Source organism: Ruegeria sp. F5 (assembly GCF_056533845.1).
Window position 1 is genome coordinate 1 of record NZ_JBQFOU010000008.1, and the last position, 17,850, is coordinate 17,850.

Here is a 17,850-nt window from a genome sequence, read left to right on the forward strand (position 1 = left end):
CACCGTCTCTCCGATGTGTCCCGCCGTCTTTCCAGCGCGTCTCGCCGTCTCCAGCAACCCAGCAACCGCCTCAGCAGCGCCGGTGAAGGGGTATTTACGGATTAGGTTCGGGACCTGCAACCCCCATTTTGAAAAAACTTCACATTTCTCAGCGGAAACACACTCATGTTAATGAAAACAATAGGTTGGCTTAATAATTCCGGTCACCAAACCAGCCAAACATGGTTTCAGACAGGCAAATGAATGACCGTTCGGAGGAATCGCAGCCGGTCACGGCCACCCGTCCCGGACTCACCCAACAGAAAACGCCGCCCGAGGCCCCCGGGCGGCGTCGTTTCGTGAGTGGTAGGGGTGATTACTTCAGATCGAACCGGTCCGCGTTCATCACCTTGTTCCAGGCCGAGACAAAGTCGCAGACGAACTTGCCACCCGCATCTGCCTGCCCATAGACCTCGGCCAGCGCCCGCAGTTGCGAGTTCGAGCCGAAGACCAGATCGACGCGGGTACCGGTCCACTTGACATCACCGCTGGCGCGGTCGCGGCCTTCATAGACGCCATTGCCCGCTGGTTTCCAATCGGTGCCCATGTCCAGCAGGTTGGTGAAGAAGTCGGTGCTGAGCGTTCCGACGCGGTCAGTGAACACACCGTGCTTGCTGTCGCCGAAATTCGCGCCCAGAACCCGCAGGCCGCCGACCAGCGCCGTCATTTCGGGCGCAGAGAGCGTCAGCAGTTGCGCCCGATCTACCAGCAGTTCTTCGGGCGAGACGGTATAGTCGGTCTTCTGGTAGTTGCGGAACCCGTCGGCGATGGGCTCCATTACGGCGAAGCTACCCACATCCGTCTGGTCTTGGGACGCATCCGTGCGGCCCGGCGCAAACGGCACGTCGACATCATGACCGGCGGCTTCTGCCGCCTGCTCAACGCCGAGGCTACCTGCCAGAACGATCACATCGGCCAGCGACACTTTCTTGCCGCCCGACTGCGCGTCGTTGAACGCGGTTTGAACGCCCTCCAGCGCATCCAGCGCCTTGGACAGTTTCATCGGCTCGTTGACGTCCCAATCCTTTTGCGGCGCAAGACGGATGCGCGCGCCATTGGCACCGCCGCGCTTGTCCGACCCGCGATAGGTCGAGGCCGAGGCCCAGGCAGTCGAGACCAGTTCCGAGACCGACAGGCCGGTGGCTGCGATCCTGGCTTTCAGGTCAGCCACATCCGCGTCGTCCACCAGATCATGATCCACGGGCGGGACGTTGTCTTGCCAGATCAGCTCTTCGGTTGGGGCTTCCTCACCGATGTAGGCCGCGCGCGGACCCATATCGCGGTGGGTCAGTTTGAACCACGCGCGGGCGAAGGCATCGGCGAATTGGTCCGGGTTCTCGTGGAAGCGTTTCGAGATCGGGCCATAGATCGGGTCCATGCGCATCGCCATGTCGGCGGTAGTCATCATGGTCTTGACCTTTTTCGACGGATCATGCGCCGCCGGGGCCATGTCTTCTTCTTTCACGCCGATCGGCTCCCAAATCCACGCGCCCGAGGGGCTTTTGGTCAGGTTCCACTCGTATCCGAACAGCAGGTCAAAATAGCCGTTGTCCCATTTGATCGGGTTTGCGGTCCATGCGCCCTCAATGCCCGAGGTCGTGGTGTCGTCACCCTTGCCCGAGCCGAACTTGTTGATCCAGCCAAAGCCCATATCCTCGATCGGGGCGGCTTCGGGTTCCGGGCCGACCAGATCGGGATCGCCCGCGCCGTGGGCCTTGCCGAAGGTATGGCCGCCCGCGACCAGAGCAACGGTTTCCTCGTCGTTCATCGCCATCCGGCCGAAAGTGTCGCGAATGTCGCGGCCCGAGGCCAGAACGTTCGGTTCCCCATCCGGTCCTTCGGGGTTCACATAAATCAGACCCATCTGCACAGCGGCCAGCGGGTTTTCCAGATCGCGCTCGCCGGAATAGCGGCTGTGCGGGTTGTCGGTGGGGGCGAGCCATTCGGTCTCGGTGCCCCAATAGATGTCTTCTTCGGGCGCCCAGATGTCTTCACGGCCACCGGCAAAGCCAAAGGTCTTGCCGCCCATGGATTCAATGGCGCAGTTGCCCGCCAGAATATACAGGTCAGCCCAGGAAATCTGGTTGCCGTATTTCTGCTTGATCGGCCACAGCAGGCGGCGCGCCTTGTCGAGGTTGCCGTTATCCGGCCAGCTGTTCAGCGGCGCAAACCGCTGGTTCCCGGTCGAGGCGCCACCACGACCATCTGCCGTCCGGTACGTCCCGGCGCTGTGCCAGGCCATGCGGATGAACAACCCGCCATAGTGGCCGTAATCCGCAGGCCACCAGTCCTGCGAATCCGTCATCAGCGCGTACAGGTCTTGTTTCAGCGCCTTCATGTCCAGCGCCTGGAATGCCTCGGCATAGTTGAACTCGGCCCCCAGCGGGTTCGAGGCGGGCGCGTGCTGATGCAGGATCGACAGGTTCAGCTGGTTTGGCCACCAGTCCCGGTTCGACCGAGTGCCTGCACCATGCATGACAGGGCATCCGCCCGTGTTGGGGTTATCACTTCCGTCCATATCGATCTCCAATCCTGGCTCAGGTCTTGCCGTTTTGCGTGGTCAAATCTGTAACGAACAAGATCACAGCAAGATGTCGGTACAACCCTTGCCCGGATTAAAATCCCGAAAACAGGGATCTTGTGGCACCGGGCATTACCGATTCTGCCGTCTTTCGTCCCGCAAGACATAGCAAATCAAATTCATGCAAATAAGTTTTGTTTTCGGATCACAATCATAGGTTTTGATTATGATCAAGCCTGAACCGAAAATCCCACATCAACGCGTACTCATCAGCGCCTCGAGCCCGGCGCGGTAATTGGGGTAGAGCAGTTTCACCCCAAGCTCATCCTTGATCCGATCATTCCGCACCCGCTTGTTTTCATTGTAGAAACTGCGCGCCATCGGGGTCAGATCGGCGTCTTCGAAAGGTACGGCGGGCGGCAGAGGCAGGCCCTGCAGCTCGGCGGCGTAACCGATCACATCCTGTGGCGGCACCGGTTCGTCGTCACAGACATTGTAGACAGCGCCCGGATTAGGCGCGGCCATCGACGCGGCCAGCACCTGCGCGATGTCATCCACATGGATGCGCGAAAAGACCTGCCCCGACTTGATGATCCGCCGTAACCCGCCGCGTTTCAGCTTAGAAAACGGTCCCCGACCGGGACCATAAATGCCTGCCAGCCGGAAGATATGCACCGGCAGGCCGGGAATGGCCGACCATTGCTGCTCGGCCAGCATCCGCCAGCGGCCCCGTCTGGCGGTCGGCGCGGGTGGGGTGCTCTCATCCACCCAGCCGCCCTGATGATCGCCGTAAACCGCAGTGGTCGACAGATACCCCACCCATTTGAACTGCCCGGCGCGGTCGGCAATTTCGTTGCCCAGCGCGGCCAGCACCGGATCGCCCTCCGCCCCCGGAGCGGTCGAGACCAGAAGATGGCTCACCCCGTCCAGATCCACGGCCTCTCCCGGCCAGACCAGCGGATCGGCCCCCGAGGCCCGGACTGCGGCGGTGCCTTCGGCGTCGCGCGTGGTGCCGGTGATGTGCCAGCCTTTGGGTTTCAGAACCCGCGACAAAGCCTGCGCGGAATAGCCGTGGCCAAATGAAAACAACGTCTGTGTCATGCCCTTCTTGATGATCTGCGCAGGCCGGGGATGCAAGCGCCGGATGGACGCACTTGATTCGAATCCCCCGATGCGCCTTTCTTTGAAGTATGAGCCAGAAAACACCCGACCTGCACGCCGCCTATGCCCTGACCTCACCGGAAGAGAACAAACGTCTCTATGCCGAATGGGCCGGGGATTACGACGAAGGCTTTGCCGCGATCGAGGATTATCAGCTGCACATCCACACCGCCCGCGCCTTTGTCAGCGCCGGGGGGCAAGGCCCGGTTCTGGATGTTGGCGCGGGCACCGGGCTCTGCGGTGCCGTACTGGCGGGTCTGGGTGTCGGGCCGATTGACGCCACCGATATCAGCGCCGAGATGCTGGATCAGGCCATGCGCAAGGACATTTACCGGGATGCGATCGAGGCCGATCTGAACGCGGGCATCCCGGTGCCGGATGACAGCTACGCGGGCATCGTCTCATCCGGCACGTTCACCCATGGCCATCTGGGGCCCGATGCGCTTCCGGCTTTGCTGCGGATCGCCCGCCACGGGGCGCAGTTCGCACTGTCGATCAACGCACAGCATTACCGGAAACTGGGTTTCGCCGATGTGCTGCACCAGCTCGGCCACGATCAGATTCGCAACCTGAACCTGTCCGAGGTGCGAATCTACGGCGACCTCGCCGCAGGGCCGAACAAGGACGACACCGCGCTGATCGCCCTGTTTGAAAAGGCCTAGCGCCCCTTCCAGACCGGATCGCGCTTTTCCGCAAAGGCCCGCGCGCCTTCCAGATTGTCCTCGGATCCATACAGCACATCGACGGTGGTCAGCTGCCGCTTGGTGATCCGGTTCATGATGTCCTGAAACTTGGCATCCTCGGCTTCGCGCACAATCTCTTTGATGGCGGCGTAGACCAGCGGTGGGCCGCTGGCCAGCAGCCGCGCCAGCTCCCATGCCCGGTCCATCAACCGGTCAGCAGGCTTGATCTCGTTTATCAGACCCCAGCGATGGCCTTCTTCCGCATCGAACCAGCGCCCGGTCAGCAGCAGCTCCATCGCGATGTGATAGGGGATGCGCTTGGGCAGCCTGACGCTGGCGGCGTCAGCCACCGTGCCCGACCGGATCTCGGGCAGGGCAAAGGTTGCGTGGTCTGCCGCCAGAATCATGTCGGCGCTCAGCGCCAGTTCCAGCCCGCCGCCGCAGGCGATGCCGTTAACCGCAGCGATGACGGGTTTGTTGAGATCGCGCAACTCCTGCAAACCACCAAAACCGCCGACGCCATAATCGCCATCTACCACGTCGCCACCGGCTGCGGCTTTCAGGTCCCAGCCGGGGCAAAAGAATTTCTCGCCCGCGCCGGTCAGGATGGCCACACGCAGTTCGGGATCGTCGCGATAGCCGCGGAACACCTCGCCCATGATGCGGCTGGTGGCCAGATCGATGGCGTTGGCCTTGGGCCGGTCCAGGGTGACTTCGAGAATGGCACCGTCGCGGCGGGTTTTGATCGGACTCATAAGCTTGCCTTTCGGATCAGCGCATCCACTGCAACCGCCCCGTCGGCGGTGCAGATCAGCGGGTTAATCTCAACTTCTTCGACGGTTGCCGCGTTGGCAATCACATAGTTTTGCAATGCATCGACGGCATCAAGGATGGCGTTAATGTCTGCCGGGGGCTTGCCTCGATACCCCGCCATCAGCGGCGCGCAGGCCAGACAGTTCATCGCCCGGCGCATCGCCGTGCGGGGCGCAGGGATCAGGACCGAGACCGTGTCGCGCAGAATTTCGGTCAGGACACCGCCCGCGCTGATGGTCAGAACATAGCCATGCGCCGGGTCGCGGGTGGCGCCGATCAAAAGCTCGGCCACCGTGCCGGTGGCCATCTCCTCGATCAACACCTCATCGGTTCCGACCGATCGTACGGCCTCGGCCAGTTCAGAGGCTGGGACGCCAAGGCGCACCGCACCATGTTCAGATTTATGCGCCAGCCCGACGCCTTTTACAGCGAAGGGGCCGTTCAGGTCCCGAACCCCAGCCGTATCCGTGGGTCTGACCACAACGCGGCGAGGAACAGACAGCCCAAACCCGGCTAATTCCGCCTTGGCCTCCGCCTCGGTCAATATGCGATCTGCTGGCGCGGCTGACGGCAAAAGCACCGGCTCCGTTTCCTCGGGCAATGGTCGGGCTGCGGCCTCGACAGCCGCCAGCGCTTCGTGCAGTCCCGCAAAGGGCACCACGCCACCTTCCAGCAGGCGTTGCGCGACGGTCTCTGGCATCAATTCCGGCAAGGTCGCCGCCACCGCAAAGGGCCGACCGGTCTGTGCGGCGCAGTTCAAAGCGGCCTTTGTCGCGCAGTCCCAATCCGTCGGGTCTGTGTGCGGATAATCCACAATCGCCAGTGTCAGAGCCTTGTCCGGTCCCGTCATACCCGACCAGGCACGGGTCATCGCCTCCGTGTCGCGCCAGATGTAGGTGTGGTAATCCAGCGGGTTTGCCAACGCCACCATGGGGCCAAGGGCCGCGCGCAGATCGGCCTTTTGCGGGTCGGTCAATGGCGGGAAATGCAGGTCGCGATCCTCTGCCATATCCGCAGACAGGCTGGCCTCACCCCCCGAACAGCTGATCATACCCAGCCCATTGCCGTCCAGCCGTCCGGTGACATGCAGCAGTTTCAGACATTCCAGAAGGCTGGGGATGTCATCCAGCCGCGCAATACCCAACCGGTCGAGGAACGCCTGCGCGCCCGCATCCCCACCCGCCAGCGAGGCGGTATGCGAAATCGTCGCCGCCTGTGCGTGCTGCGACCGCCCCATTTTCAGCGCGATGATGGGGATGTTCCGGGCCCGCGCCTTGCGGGCTAGAGCCTCCCATTTGCGCAAATCGCCGAAGCCTTCGATATGAACGCCAATCGCGGTGATGCGGTCATCGTCCAGCAGGGCCGAGGCGATGTCGGCCTGATGCGTCTGCGCCTGATTCCCACAGGTCAGCATGAAAGCCAGCGGCAGCGCCCGGCGCTGCATGGTCATGTTGATCGCGATATTCGAGCTTTGCGTCAGGATCGCCACGCCGCGCTTTACGGGCCGCATGCCGTGCTGATCGGGCCAGACCGCCACCCTGTCCAGGGCGTTGACGAATCCATAGCAGTTGGGCCCGAGGATCGGCATGTTGCCCGCTGCCTCAACCAGTTGTGCTTGCAGATCGGCAGCGTGACCATCCTCGGCCCGCGCTTCGGTGAAGCCAGACGCAAAGCAAACCGCACCGCCCGCGCCTGCTGCTGATAACGCCGCGACCGCCGAAACGCTCGCATGCCGGTTGATCCCGACAAAGGCCACATCCGGCACGCCGGGCAGGTCTTCTATCGCGGCAAAAGCCTGTGCGCCACCAACCTGTTCGGCCTTGGGGTGAACCGGCCAGATGTCGCCCTCAAACCCGAACCTGCGGGCCTGATCGATCACGGCAGCGCACCACGCACCGCCGCCGATCACCGCCAGCGAAGTGGGGTTCAGAATGCGCCTCATGCGCCCAGCGCCCTCAGCAGATCACGGCTGATGATGTGGCGCTGAATCTCGCTGGTGCCGTCCCAGATACGCTCGACCCGCGCGTCGCGCCAGAACCGTTCCAGCGGATAATCGTCCATCAGGCCCATCCCGCCGTGAACCTGAATCGCCGCATCCGTCACCCGCGCCAGCATTTCCGAGGCATAGAGCTTGGCCGAGGCAATCTCGCGATTCGCGGGCAGACCCTGATCCAGACGATCCGCCGCGGCCAGCGTCAGCAGGTCGGCGGCGTCAATCTCGGTGATCATGTCGGCGATCTGGAAGGACACGCCCTGAAACTTGCCGATCTTCTGGCCGAACTGTTCCCGCGTGGCGGCATAGTCCAGCGCATAGTCAAACGCCCGCCGCGCCCGGCCCACGGACATGGCCGCAACCGTGATGCGCGTGGCGTAAAGCCAGGTGTTCATCACATCGACCCCGCCATCGACCGCACCCAGAACCTGCGCATCCGGCAGGCGGCAGTCGTCGAAATCCAGAACCATGTTCTTGTAGCCCCGATGGCTGACGGATTTATACCCGTCGCGAATGGTGAACCCGGGCGTGCCCCGGTCGACCAGAAAGGCGGTAATTCGCTTTTTAGGGCCTTTTTCTGTCTGATCCTCGCCGGTTGCGATAAAGACGATGATGAAATCCGCATGCTCAGCGCCCGAGATGAAATGTTTGGTCCCGTTGACCACCCAATCGCCACCATCGCGCACCGCCGCGCATTTCATGCCGCGCACATCCGAGCCCGCGCCGGGTTCGGTCATCGCCAGCGCGTCCATCCTTTCGCCCCGGACGGCGGGCATCAGATAGCGCTCGACCTGTTCGCCCTCGCAGGCCATCAGGATGTTCTGCGGTCGCCCGAAGAAATGGTTCAGCGCCATCGAACCCCGGCCCAACTCCCGCTCGACCAAAGCGAACTCCAGATGGTTCAGGCCCGCACAGCCGACACTTTCCGGGAAATTGCAGGCGTAGAATCCAAGCTCGATGGTCTTGCGCTTGATCTCGTCCGCAACCTCCTGCGGAACCTCGCCGGTGCGCTCGACAATCTCTTCAAAAGGGTAAATCTCGTTCTCGACAAAGCTGCGCACGGTCGAGGCGATCATCTCCTGCTCGTCGGACAGGCCATATTGCATCTGAAGTCTCCGCATCTGGATTTGCGCGCATCGTGATGCAGGTTGAATTTCCTATCATGCAGAAATAGACAGTTTTCATGCAGGATTGGATTAAATCCCCCGCCGCGCCGCAGCAAATCGGGGTTCTTCTGTTTGACGGGTTCTCGAACCACTGCCTTGCCAACACGGTCGAGCCGTTGCGGGCTGCAAACACCTTGTCCGGACGTGTTTTATATGACTGGCGTTTCCTGTCGCTGACGGCCGGATCGGTCACCTCGTCCTCGGGCTTGCAGGTCGCGCCGCATGGGGTGCTTCAGACCGCAGCCGGGGATACGTTGATGGTGATGCCATCCTACGGTTTCCGCGCCTATGGCGGCTGGCAGACGCAGGCGGGGCTCAGGTCGGCGGCGCAACGGTTTGAAACGCTGGTGGGTCTTGACACCGGCAGCTGGCTGCTGGCGCGCGCGGGCCTGCTGGATGGGCACCGCGCCACCATTCACTGGGAGGAACTGGTCGGATTCACCGAGCGTTTCCCCGAGGTCGAGGCCGTGCGCGAGCGATATGTGATCGATGGCAACCGCATCACCTGTTCCGGCGCCATGGCGGCCTTTGATCTGGTGCTGCACCTGATCGGGCGGGATCAGGGACAGGCGCTGGCGCTTGCGGTCTGCCAGTTGTTCATGACCCGCGATTCCGCGCGGTCGCATTCCGGCGGTGCAGGGGCGACCAGCAGCAGCGTCAATGCTGCACTGGCGCTGATGCAGGAACATCTGGAAACGCCCTTGCCAGTGGCCGAGATCGCCCGCCGGATCGGTCGGTCGCAAAAAACACTGTCGGTGCGGATGCAGGCGGAGCTTGGGGCCGGGCCAGCGCAGGTCTACCGGCGGCTGCGGCTGAATCTGGCCCGCAAACTGGTGTCCGAGACGGATCTGAGCATCCGCGAGGTTGCCCTGCGCGCCGGGTATGACGATCCCAGCGCGCTCACCCGGGCGTTCAGGGCCGAGTTTGGGGTGACCCCGCGCGCGCTGCGCACCTGTTAGGTGTACATCTGCTTCTTGAAGGCCCGCGTGCGCGTCGTCGCCTCGGCTGACCCGTCATGATAGGTGCCGAACCACTTGTCGAACGGGATTTCCGAGGTGCCGTAGTTGCATTCGAAATACCGGTGGTGAAGTTGGTGGAAGAAATCCCCGGCCCGCGCAGCCTCGGTCTCGCCTGCCTTCAGCTTTTCGAACCCGGAATGGGACAGGACCGGGCTGATCTGCTGGAAATAGCTGTGAAACAACAGATGCAGCGGGTGCGAGGGCACGATCAGGTGGATGAAATAGGTGGTGAAGTAGAGGATATTCTCGAACCAGTGGTTCGAAATCCCCGACCACGGGCCGATATTGACGTTGCGGTGATGCACGGCGTGGACGTGTTTGTAGAGCTTTGGGTGATGCTCCAGCCGGTGGACCCAGTAGAAATGCAGCCCGGACCACATCGGGATGAACAGCATCCAGATCACGAACCACACCGGCGCGCTGGCCCATGTGACCGTGGGCACATAGCCGTTGGCCATCGCCCAGTAGATAAACCACTGATAAACCGTCGCGACGGTCATGGCACTGCCCAGCGTCCACCAGATATTGTCCAGAACCTGATTGCGGAAGGTGAAGTTGCCGTTGTTGCGGGTCAGGTCGCGGCGGTCGAACTTTTTGTACATGCCCTGACCTTTGCGCATGTACAGCCACCAATGCAGGCTGCCGGCCACCATTATCTGCGGCACCATGTTCAGCAGCCAGATGCGGAACATCCAGCCCGGCGCGAAGGTCTGCACAGACTCTAATGAAGGAAAAAACAGCGCATAGGCGGCAATGGCCAGCAGCATGCATAACGTCAGTGCGGTGATTTGCAGCCACGCGCCACTATACCACCGCAACACGGCTGCCGGTCGTGGCGGCCAGTTGAACAGGGGATTCAATCCCACCGGCCCTTCGGGGTGGTAGTGCCAGCGGGCGGCTTCGGGGTCCTGAGTGGCGTCGGTCATGGCAGTCACCCTTTGGATTGCGGTCACGTCGCGTAGTCCGAGCCTTCGGCATCGAGCATCGCTTTGATCTCACGCAGATGCGCATCGTCCTGATCGGGGTATTCGTCCAGTTCCTGCGCGGTCTTCTCGGCAATCTCATCCGACAGCACCCGCAGGGGTTGGCCGGTCTGCAGCGCACGGATGTAGGTCTCGGCCGCGCGTTCGAAATAATAGAGCCTGTTAAAAGCATCCCCCGGATCACGGCCCAGAACCAGAACCCCGTGATTGCCCATGATCATGACCTTCTTCTTCGGATCCGACAGCATCGAGGCGCAGCGTTCGCCCTCGCTCTCGAATGCCAGACCGCCAAATTCTTCGTCGATCACGTAGCGGTTGAAGAAGGTCGCGGTGTTCTGGTCGATCGGCGGCAGCGTGCTGTCGGCCAGCGACGCCAGCACCGTGGCGAAGATTGAATGCACATGCATGACGCAACGCGCATGGGGGCAGTGGCGGTGGATCGACCCGTGCAAGCCCCAGGCCGTCGGGTCCGGCGCGCCGGGCTGGTTCATCACCGCCGGATCATTGGCATCCAGCAGCAACAGGTCCGAGGCGCGGATGCGCGCAAAGTGCATCTGATTGGGGTTCATCAGAAACTGCGTGCCGTCTTCGTTCACCGCAAGGCTGAAATGGTTGGCCACAGCCTCATGCATGTTCAGACGCGCGGTCCAGCGGAAGGTGGCCGCCAAATCCACACGCTCGGACCAATGGTCGATATTGGGGCGAAGGCTGGCGAGACTCATGGGGTGGCTCCTCTGACAGGTCTAAGGAAAAGCCTGCCTCCGCCCCGGCGATTTGACCAACGAAAAAAACGCACCTATTCCATTAGTGAAACTTATGCCGAGGTTATGAAGATGCAGAAACAACTGCCGCCGCTGGGATGGCTGCGCACGTTCGAGGCCGCGGCCCGCCATCTGTCCTTTACCGGTGCGGCGCGTGATCTGAACATGACGCAAAGCGCGGTCAGCCAGCAGATCAAGTCGCTGGAGGGGCATTTGGGCCAGCCCTTGTTCCTGCGGCGCCCCAAGGCGCTGGAACTGACCGAAGCGGGCATTACATACCTGCCCGTCGTGCGCGAAGCGTTCCGGACGCTGGTGCGCGGCACCCAGGCCGTCACCGGCGCGCAGCAGAACGCGGTGCAGGTGCAGTGCAACATCACTTTCGCGGTCAACTGGCTGGCCCCGCGCCTGCCTGCCTTTCGCGCCGCGCATCCGGATGTGCAACTGAACATCTTCACCGAATTGTGGGAGCCGCGCGAAATGGCCGAAGGGGCCGCGGTCGAGATCCGATTCTCTCTGCGGCCAGCGGACTCGGTCCGGACCGAACTGCTGCGCCGCGAATTCTACTATCCGGTCTGCGCGCCCGGCTATCCTGTGTCGCTGGATACGCTTCAGCAACAGCCTTTGTTCGATTGCTCGAACCTGCTGTCAAACTGGTCGAGCTGGGCGGAAGATCAGGCTCTGACATGGGGAAATCCGGCCATAACCTATACCACGACTTATCTGGTCTGCCTGTCCGCTGTAATGGCAGGCGGCGGGCTGTGTCTGGCGCATGATGCGATCACGGGCCGGCTGATCGAACAGGGTCTGCTGGCAGCCCCATTCTATCATCGCGTACCGATGCCCGAGGCGTATTACCTGCTGCTGTCCCCGCAGGCCGAAGAAACACCCGGCGCGGTGGCCTTTGCCAATTGGGTTCGGCGCGAGATCGGGGCAGAGGGGTAGCGCTCCCGCCCCGCGCCGATGCCCCTTGCGGGGCATCTTCCCGGGTTGGGCCGGGCAGCGCTGGCGCGCTGCGGGTGTGCCAAGCCGGACGGGCCGTGCACCGGCTGATGTGATGTTTTCATGATACCGAATAACCGGGGTTGCACCCGGCGGCGCATTCGGGAAAGTTGAGCCATGGACTACACTCCCTTCCCAAGCTGGCCCGATGTCGCCCCCCGTTTAATCGCCGTTGCAGCGGGGCGCGAGGCTGCGGATGTGGTTATTCGCGGCGGTATCTGGGTCAATGTGCACAGCCGGGAACTGCTGCCGGACCACTCCGTCGCAATTGCCGAAGGCCGGATCGCCTTTGTCGGGCCGGATGCGCAGCACTGCATCGGCCCGGACACGCAGATCATCGAAGCAGAGGGGCGTTATATCCTGCCCGGCCTGTGCGACGGGCATATGCATATCGAATCCGGCATGCTGACGCCCGCCGAATTTGCCCGCGCGGTGATCCCGCATGGCACGACCACGATGTTCACCGACCCGCATGAGATCGCCAATGTGCTGGGTCTTGAGGGCGTGCGCATGATGCATGACGAGGCGATGATGCAGCCGGTCAACATCTTCACCCAGATGCCCTCGTGCGCGCCTTCGGCCCCGGGGCTGGAAACGACCGGGTATGAAATCACCCCAGAAGATGTGGTCGAGGCGATGTCCTGGCCCGGGATCATCGGGTTGGGGGAAATGATGAATTTCCCCGGTGTGATCCATGGCGACCCGAAGATGCTGGCCGAGATCGCTGCCACGCAGCGGGCAGGTAAAACCGTTGGCGGGCACTATGCATCGCCGGATTTAGGGCCTGATTTCGCCGCTTATGTCGCGGGCGGCCCCGCCGACGATCACGAAGGCACCTGCGAAGCCGACGCCATCGCCCGCGTGCGGCAGGGGATGCGGTCGATGATGCGGCTGGGTTCGGCCTGGTACGATGTGGAAAGCCAAATCACTGCCGTGACCGAAAAAGGGCTGGACCCGCGCAACTTTATCCTCTGCACGGACGATTGCCATTCCGGCACCCTGGTCAATGACGGGCATATGAACCGGGTTGTGCGCCACGCGATTGCCTGCGGGTGCGAGCCGCTGGTTGCGTTGCAGATGGCCACCATAAATACGGCCACGCATTTCGGGCTGGAGCGTGAGATCGGCTCGGTCACGCCGGGGCGGCGGGCAGATATCATCGTCAGCTCGGACCTGACGGAATTACCCATCGAGATGGTGATTGCGCGCGGACAGATCGTGGCCGAGAACGGCGCAATCACGGTCGACTGCCCGCATCTGAACTGGCCCGACAAGGCCCGCAACACGGTGCATCTGGGGCATGCGCTGACCGGTGCTGACTTCGAGATCAAAGCCCCCGCAGGGGCCAACCGGGTGCGTGCCAATGTGATCGGAGTTGTGGAAAATCAGGCCCCGACCAAGGCGCTTAAGGCCGAATTGCCGATCATCGGCGGGCTGGTCGAAGGCGAGGGCGACGTCTGCCAGATCGCGCTTGTCGAACGGCACCGCGCCACGGGCGGGGTGACAAATGCGTTTGTGTCGGGCTTCGGGTATGAGGGGCCGATGGCCATGGCCTCGACCGTGGCGCATGACAGCCACCATATGATCGTTGTGGGCACCGACCGCGAACAGATGGCCCTGGCGGCCAACCGGCTGGCCGAGGTCGGCGGCGGCATCACCGTCTTCCGCGAAGGTCAGGAACTGGCGCTGGTGGAACTGCCCATCGCGGGCCTGATGTCGGACAGCCCCGCCTCTGACGTCGCAGCCAAAGCGGAAGAGATGGTGCAGGCGATGCAGGCCTGCGGCTGCACGCTCAACAACGCTTACATGCAGCATTCTCTGCTGGCGCTGGTGGTGATTCCGGAATTGCGGATATCGGACCTCGGGCTGGTGGACGTGCGCACATTCGAAAAGATCGACCTGCTGGAGCCCTTGGCATGACAATCATAAGAACACCTGACGCGCCTGCTCCGGAACAATTCACCGATCCCGCAGCGGCGGTGGCGCGGCTTGAACAGTTGTACGAACAGGCCACCCGCTTTCTGTGCGACAGTTTCGCCAGCGCGTTGGATGGCAGCACGCCTGCCGAGCGATTCAGAGCCTATTACCCGGAAATTCGCATCAAAACCCGCTCCTACGCGCAGGTGGACAGCCGGCTGAGCTTTGGCCATGTCTCGGAACCGGGCATCCACGCCACCACCGTCACGCGCCCCGATCTGTTCCGATCCTACCTGACCCAGCAGATTGCGCTGCTGATCAGGAACCACGACCAGCCGGTGACAATCGGTGCATCCGATACGCCGATCCCGGTGCATTTCGCGGTGGCCAACAACCCCGATCTGGTGGTGCCGCATCAGGGCGCCGCCGGGTTCACCCTGCGCGACGTGTTCGATGTGCCGGACCTGACGACCACCAATGACGATATCGTCAACGGCGTGTACGACCCCGAGGATGAGGTCGGCCCCCTGGCCCTGTTCACCGCGCAGCGCGTGGATTATTCGCTGGCCCGTCTGGCGCATTACACCGCGACCGACCCCAGCCATTTCCAGAACCATGTGCTGTTCACCAACTACCAGTTCTACGTCACCGAGTTCGAAAGCTACGCGCGCGCACAACTGGCGGATCCCGACAGCGGCTACACCAGCTTTGTCTCCACCGGAAACGCCGAAATCACCGAGCCCGAGGGCGTTCTGGACCAGCCGCTGAAACTGCCGCAGATGCCGACCTATCACCTGAAGCGCGAGGATGGCTCGGGCATTACCCTGGTCAATATCGGCGTCGGGCCGTCGAATGCCAAAACGGCCACTGATCACATCGCGGTGCTGCGCCCGCATGCCTGGCTGATGGTCGGCCATTGCGCCGGGCTGCGCAATACGCAGGCGCTGGGGGATTTCGTTCTGGCCCATGCCTATTTGCGCGAAGACAAGGTGTTGGACGATGACCTGCCCGTCTGGGTCCCCATCCCGCCACTGGCCGAGGTTCAGGTGGCACTGGAACGCGCCGTGGCCGAGGTCACCGAACTGGACGGGTATGAGTTGAAGCGCCTCATGCGCACCGGCACCGTCGCCTCGGTCGACAACCGCAACTGGGAGTTGCGCGATCAGTCCGGCCCGGTGCAGCGGCTCAGCCAGTCGCGAGCGATTGCGCTGGATATGGAAAGCGCCACCATCGCCGCCAATGGCTATCGGTTCCGGGTGCCATACGGCACATTGCTGTGCGTGTCGGACAAGCCGCTGCATGGGGAATTGAAGCTTCCCGGCATGGCGTCGTCCTTCTATACCACGCAGGTCAGCCGCCATCTGGCGATCGGAATCCGGGCGATGGAACACCTGCGCGGCATGCCGCTGGAGCGTTTGCACAGCCGGAAATTGCGTTCTTTTGACGAAACAGCCTTCCTCTGACGCAAAAAAGCAACGTTTTCCCCATATTTTTAGGGGTTTCAACGCTACTATTCGTTGTGTTCCTCCACAATATCCCGTTACAGTTACGCGGTGAGGCCCAAGACATCGGGCACGTTAAGGAGACCAAGAAATGGCAAAGCCTATGACAAAGACTCAGCTGGTTGCTGCTCTCGCTGAGGAAATGGGAACCGACAAGAAATCCGCGAATGCGGCGCTGGAGGCCGTGACCGGCCTGATCACCCGCGAAGTTTCGGCCGGTGGCGCAGTGACCCTGCCCGGCGTCGGCAAAATCTACTGCCGCGAACGCCCCGAGCGTCAGGTCCGCAACCCGGCCACCGGTGAGACCTTCACCAAAGAAGCCGACAAGGTTGTGAAAATGACCATCGCGAAGGCGCTCAAAGACAGCGTGAACGGCTGATTTCAGCCCTTCTCGGACAAAACGATTGAGGGTCGCCTTCGGGGGACCCTTTTTCTTTTTGCCGCGTTGGTTCGGTTGTGGCGAGTTTGGGTTTGAAAAAAAATGTCGATTGCCGGGCACTTGCACCGCAAAGCGTGGCCCGGATAGAAATCTTCATGCCCGGTCCGGCCCGCACGCCGCCCGACCCCCTGCCCAAGGAGACACATCAAAATGTCGCCTGCCATCGCCTTCAAGACGCCCCGGCTGACAGTCGAGGATTGGCGGTCCTGTGTGCGGTCAATTGATGGGAAACGGAATCTCGCAGAGCAGTTGAAACCTGTCCTGACCCCGCCCGTCCTGCGGCATATGCCGCCATCGTTTCGACTGGCCGGGGCTGAAAACGCGGTTGAGACGTGGATCGACGAAAGGTCCGCCGAAAGTGATGTTATGACAATCCGCGACGCGGGCGGGTCACTTCTGGGGCTGCTGATCCTTGCCCGGACACCCGGACCCGGACGTCCGGTGACCGTTCACATCGGATACCTCCTGTCCGAGGCCGCTTGGGGGAAAGGCTATGCCACGGAACTCATCGAGGGGCTTGTGAACTGGTATCGCGGTCAGGGCGACGCGGTGCAGCTGTTGGGTGGCGTTGCACCGGAAAATACCGGCTCTGAGCGGGTTCTGATCAAAAATGGATTCGCTCGGGACAATGCCCTGTCCGGGTTTGATGTGGATATGTACGGTTTGTATATAGCCTGAGATTGGCACCTGCTTCGGTCCGTTGTTGGCGTTGACCCCTCGCCCAACGGCATCAGGACCATGCCGACAGCGGGAACCGACCGCCGAAAGTTCCCAGCCTGTTGGCATTATGTGTCGGTACCCTCGTCGATCATCCCAACCCCCGGCCCTCTGGGCGCTTGCGAACCAGTAAAAAATCGGGAACAGTCCGCGCGGTGTGACAAGGGGGCCGAGATGGATTTGCGCGCCATTGCCATGGGGCTTGTGTTTGCCCTGATCTGGTCCTCGGCCTTTACCTCGGCCCGGATCATCGTGGCCGATGCGTCACCGCTGTTTTCACTGGCGCTGCGGTTTCTGATCTCGGGGCTGCTGGGCGTGGCAATTGCACGGGCGATGGGGCAAAGCTGGCACCTGACACCGGGCCAGTGGCGCGCCACGATCCTGTTCGGTATTTGCCAGAATGCCCTTTATTTGGGTCTGAATTTCTATGCGATGCAAACGGTCGAGGCCTCGGTCGCGGCGATCATCGCCTCGACCATGCCGCTGCTTGTGGCGCTGGCAGGGTGGCTGCTGCTGGGCGAACGGCTGCGCCCTCTGGGCATCCTCGGCCTGCTGGCTGGGTTTGCCGGGGTCGCCCTGATCTTGAGCAGCCGGATCAGCGCCGGCGTCGATCTGTTCGGCGTCCTGCTCTGCGGGATCGGCGCGCTGGCGCTGACCTTTGCCACGCTGGCGGTGCGGGGGGCGACCTCGGGCGGGAATTTCATGATGGTGGTGGGGCTGCAAATGCTGGTGGGCTCGGCGATCCTTTTCCTCGCCGCCCCTATCTTTGAGACGATCCATATCCAACTCACCCTGCCTTTCGCGCTGGCCTTTACCTATACCACCCTGTTCCCCGGCCTGCTGGCCACGCTGATCTGGTTCCTGCTGCTGGATCGCATCGGCCCGATCCGCGCCGCGACCTTCCACTTCCTCAACCCGGTCTTCGGCGTCGCCATCGCCGCCATCCTGCTGGGTGAGCAGCTTGGCCCGCTGGACCTGACGGGGGTTCTGATCACCACGCTGGGCATTCTGGCGGTGCAACTGTCGCGCCAACCTGCGCCAAAACCGGCCTGAACCGCCGCACGTCTGCGCGAGGTCATACAACAAGCCTTTGCTTTCGCCCGCCGAACCCCATCTACTGTGGCAAACCAAAAGGAA

15 protein-coding genes are annotated in these 17,850 nt (G+C 62.3%); 8 read left to right on the forward strand and 7 right to left on the reverse strand.

Going from position 1 to position 17,850, the window contains the following annotated elements:
- Positions 1-355 precede the first annotated feature (355 nt).
- Positions 356-2,557, reverse strand: coding sequence for a catalase/peroxidase HPI (gene katG, locus ACR0K1_RS13470; protein ID WP_480851040.1), 2,202 nt, complete (start codon positions 2,555-2,557; stop codon positions 356-358).
- A gap of 258 nt (positions 2,558-2,815) precedes the next feature.
- A complete protein-coding gene (locus ACR0K1_RS13475) occupies positions 2,816-3,661 on the reverse strand; it encodes an SDR family oxidoreductase (RefSeq protein ID WP_480617294.1) in 846 nt (281 codons plus the stop codon).
- Between the two features lie 89 nt (positions 3,662-3,750).
- Here ACR0K1_RS13475 and ACR0K1_RS13480 point away from each other — a divergent pair, with 89 nt between their 5' ends.
- Positions 3,751-4,383, forward strand: coding sequence for a class I SAM-dependent DNA methyltransferase (locus ACR0K1_RS13480; protein WP_480617295.1), 633 nt, complete (start codon positions 3,751-3,753; stop codon positions 4,381-4,383).
- Here ACR0K1_RS13480 and ACR0K1_RS13485 read toward each other — a convergent pair.
- The 3 genes from ACR0K1_RS13485 to ACR0K1_RS13495 are packed head-to-tail and all read right to left on the reverse strand — an operon-like array spanning position 4,380 to position 8,316.
- The gene (locus tag ACR0K1_RS13485; protein ID WP_480617297.1) at positions 4,380-5,159 is read right to left on the reverse strand and encodes a carnitinyl-CoA dehydratase; all 780 of its coding nucleotides are present in this window, start codon (positions 5,157-5,159) and stop codon (positions 4,380-4,382) included. The genes ACR0K1_RS13480 and ACR0K1_RS13485 overlap by 4 nt on opposite strands.
- Positions 5,156-7,159: an acetate--CoA ligase family protein gene (locus ACR0K1_RS13490; protein WP_480851043.1), complete on the reverse strand. Its 2,004-nt coding sequence runs from the start codon at positions 7,157-7,159 to the stop codon at positions 5,156-5,158. Before ACR0K1_RS13490 ends, ACR0K1_RS13485 begins: the two co-directional genes overlap by 4 nt.
- Positions 7,156-8,316: an acyl-CoA dehydrogenase family protein gene (locus tag ACR0K1_RS13495; protein WP_480617300.1), complete on the reverse strand. Its 1,161-nt coding sequence runs from the start codon at positions 8,314-8,316 to the stop codon at positions 7,156-7,158. Before ACR0K1_RS13495 ends, ACR0K1_RS13490 begins: the two co-directional genes overlap by 4 nt.
- A 77-nt stretch (positions 8,317-8,393) precedes the next feature.
- On the opposite strand from ACR0K1_RS13495, the gene ACR0K1_RS13500 reads away from it, so the two are divergent.
- Complete coding sequence (locus ACR0K1_RS13500) at positions 8,394-9,335, forward strand: GlxA family transcriptional regulator (RefSeq protein ID WP_480851046.1); 942 nt, start codon at positions 8,394-8,396, stop codon at positions 9,333-9,335.
- On the opposite strand, the gene ACR0K1_RS13505 is transcribed toward ACR0K1_RS13500, so the two are convergent.
- On the reverse strand, positions 9,332-10,321 hold the full coding sequence (locus tag ACR0K1_RS13505; protein WP_480617303.1) for a sterol desaturase family protein: 990 nt from the start codon (positions 10,319-10,321) through the stop codon (positions 9,332-9,334). The genes ACR0K1_RS13500 and ACR0K1_RS13505 overlap by 4 nt on opposite strands.
- Positions 10,322-10,344: 23 nt before the next feature.
- Positions 10,345-11,100 (reverse strand): class II aldolase and adducin N-terminal domain-containing protein, encoded by a 756-nt coding sequence (locus ACR0K1_RS13510; RefSeq protein WP_480851048.1) that lies wholly within the window; start codon positions 11,098-11,100, stop codon positions 10,345-10,347.
- Between the two features lie 111 nt (positions 11,101-11,211).
- Between ACR0K1_RS13510 and ACR0K1_RS13515 the strand changes: the two genes are divergently transcribed.
- From ACR0K1_RS13515 to ACR0K1_RS13540, 6 genes are all read left to right on the forward strand, one after another.
- Positions 11,212-12,081: a LysR family transcriptional regulator gene (locus tag ACR0K1_RS13515; protein WP_480851050.1), complete on the forward strand. Its 870-nt coding sequence runs from the start codon at positions 11,212-11,214 to the stop codon at positions 12,079-12,081.
- A 174-nt stretch (positions 12,082-12,255) separates the two neighbouring features.
- A complete protein-coding gene (gene ade, locus ACR0K1_RS13520) occupies positions 12,256-14,058 on the forward strand; it encodes an adenine deaminase (RefSeq protein ID WP_480851052.1) in 1,803 nt (600 codons plus the stop codon).
- Positions 14,055-15,518 carry an AMP nucleosidase gene (locus tag ACR0K1_RS13525; RefSeq protein ID WP_480851054.1) on the forward strand — a complete coding sequence of 488 codons (1,464 nt, stop codon included), beginning with the start codon at positions 14,055-14,057 and terminating at the stop codon, positions 15,516-15,518. Before ade ends, ACR0K1_RS13525 begins: the two co-directional genes overlap by 4 nt.
- Positions 15,519-15,648: 130 nt before the next feature.
- Positions 15,649-15,936, forward strand: a complete 288-nt coding sequence (locus ACR0K1_RS13530) for an HU family DNA-binding protein (protein ID WP_050605937.1) — start codon at positions 15,649-15,651, stop codon at positions 15,934-15,936.
- A 210-nt stretch (positions 15,937-16,146) separates the two neighbouring features.
- Positions 16,147-16,674: a GNAT family N-acetyltransferase gene (locus ACR0K1_RS13535; RefSeq protein ID WP_480851056.1), complete on the forward strand. Its 528-nt coding sequence runs from the start codon at positions 16,147-16,149 to the stop codon at positions 16,672-16,674.
- A 213-nt stretch (positions 16,675-16,887) separates the two neighbouring features.
- A complete protein-coding gene (locus ACR0K1_RS13540; RefSeq protein ID WP_480617309.1) occupies positions 16,888-17,766 on the forward strand; it encodes a DMT family transporter in 879 nt (292 codons plus the stop codon).
- Positions 17,767-17,850 lie beyond the last annotated feature (84 nt).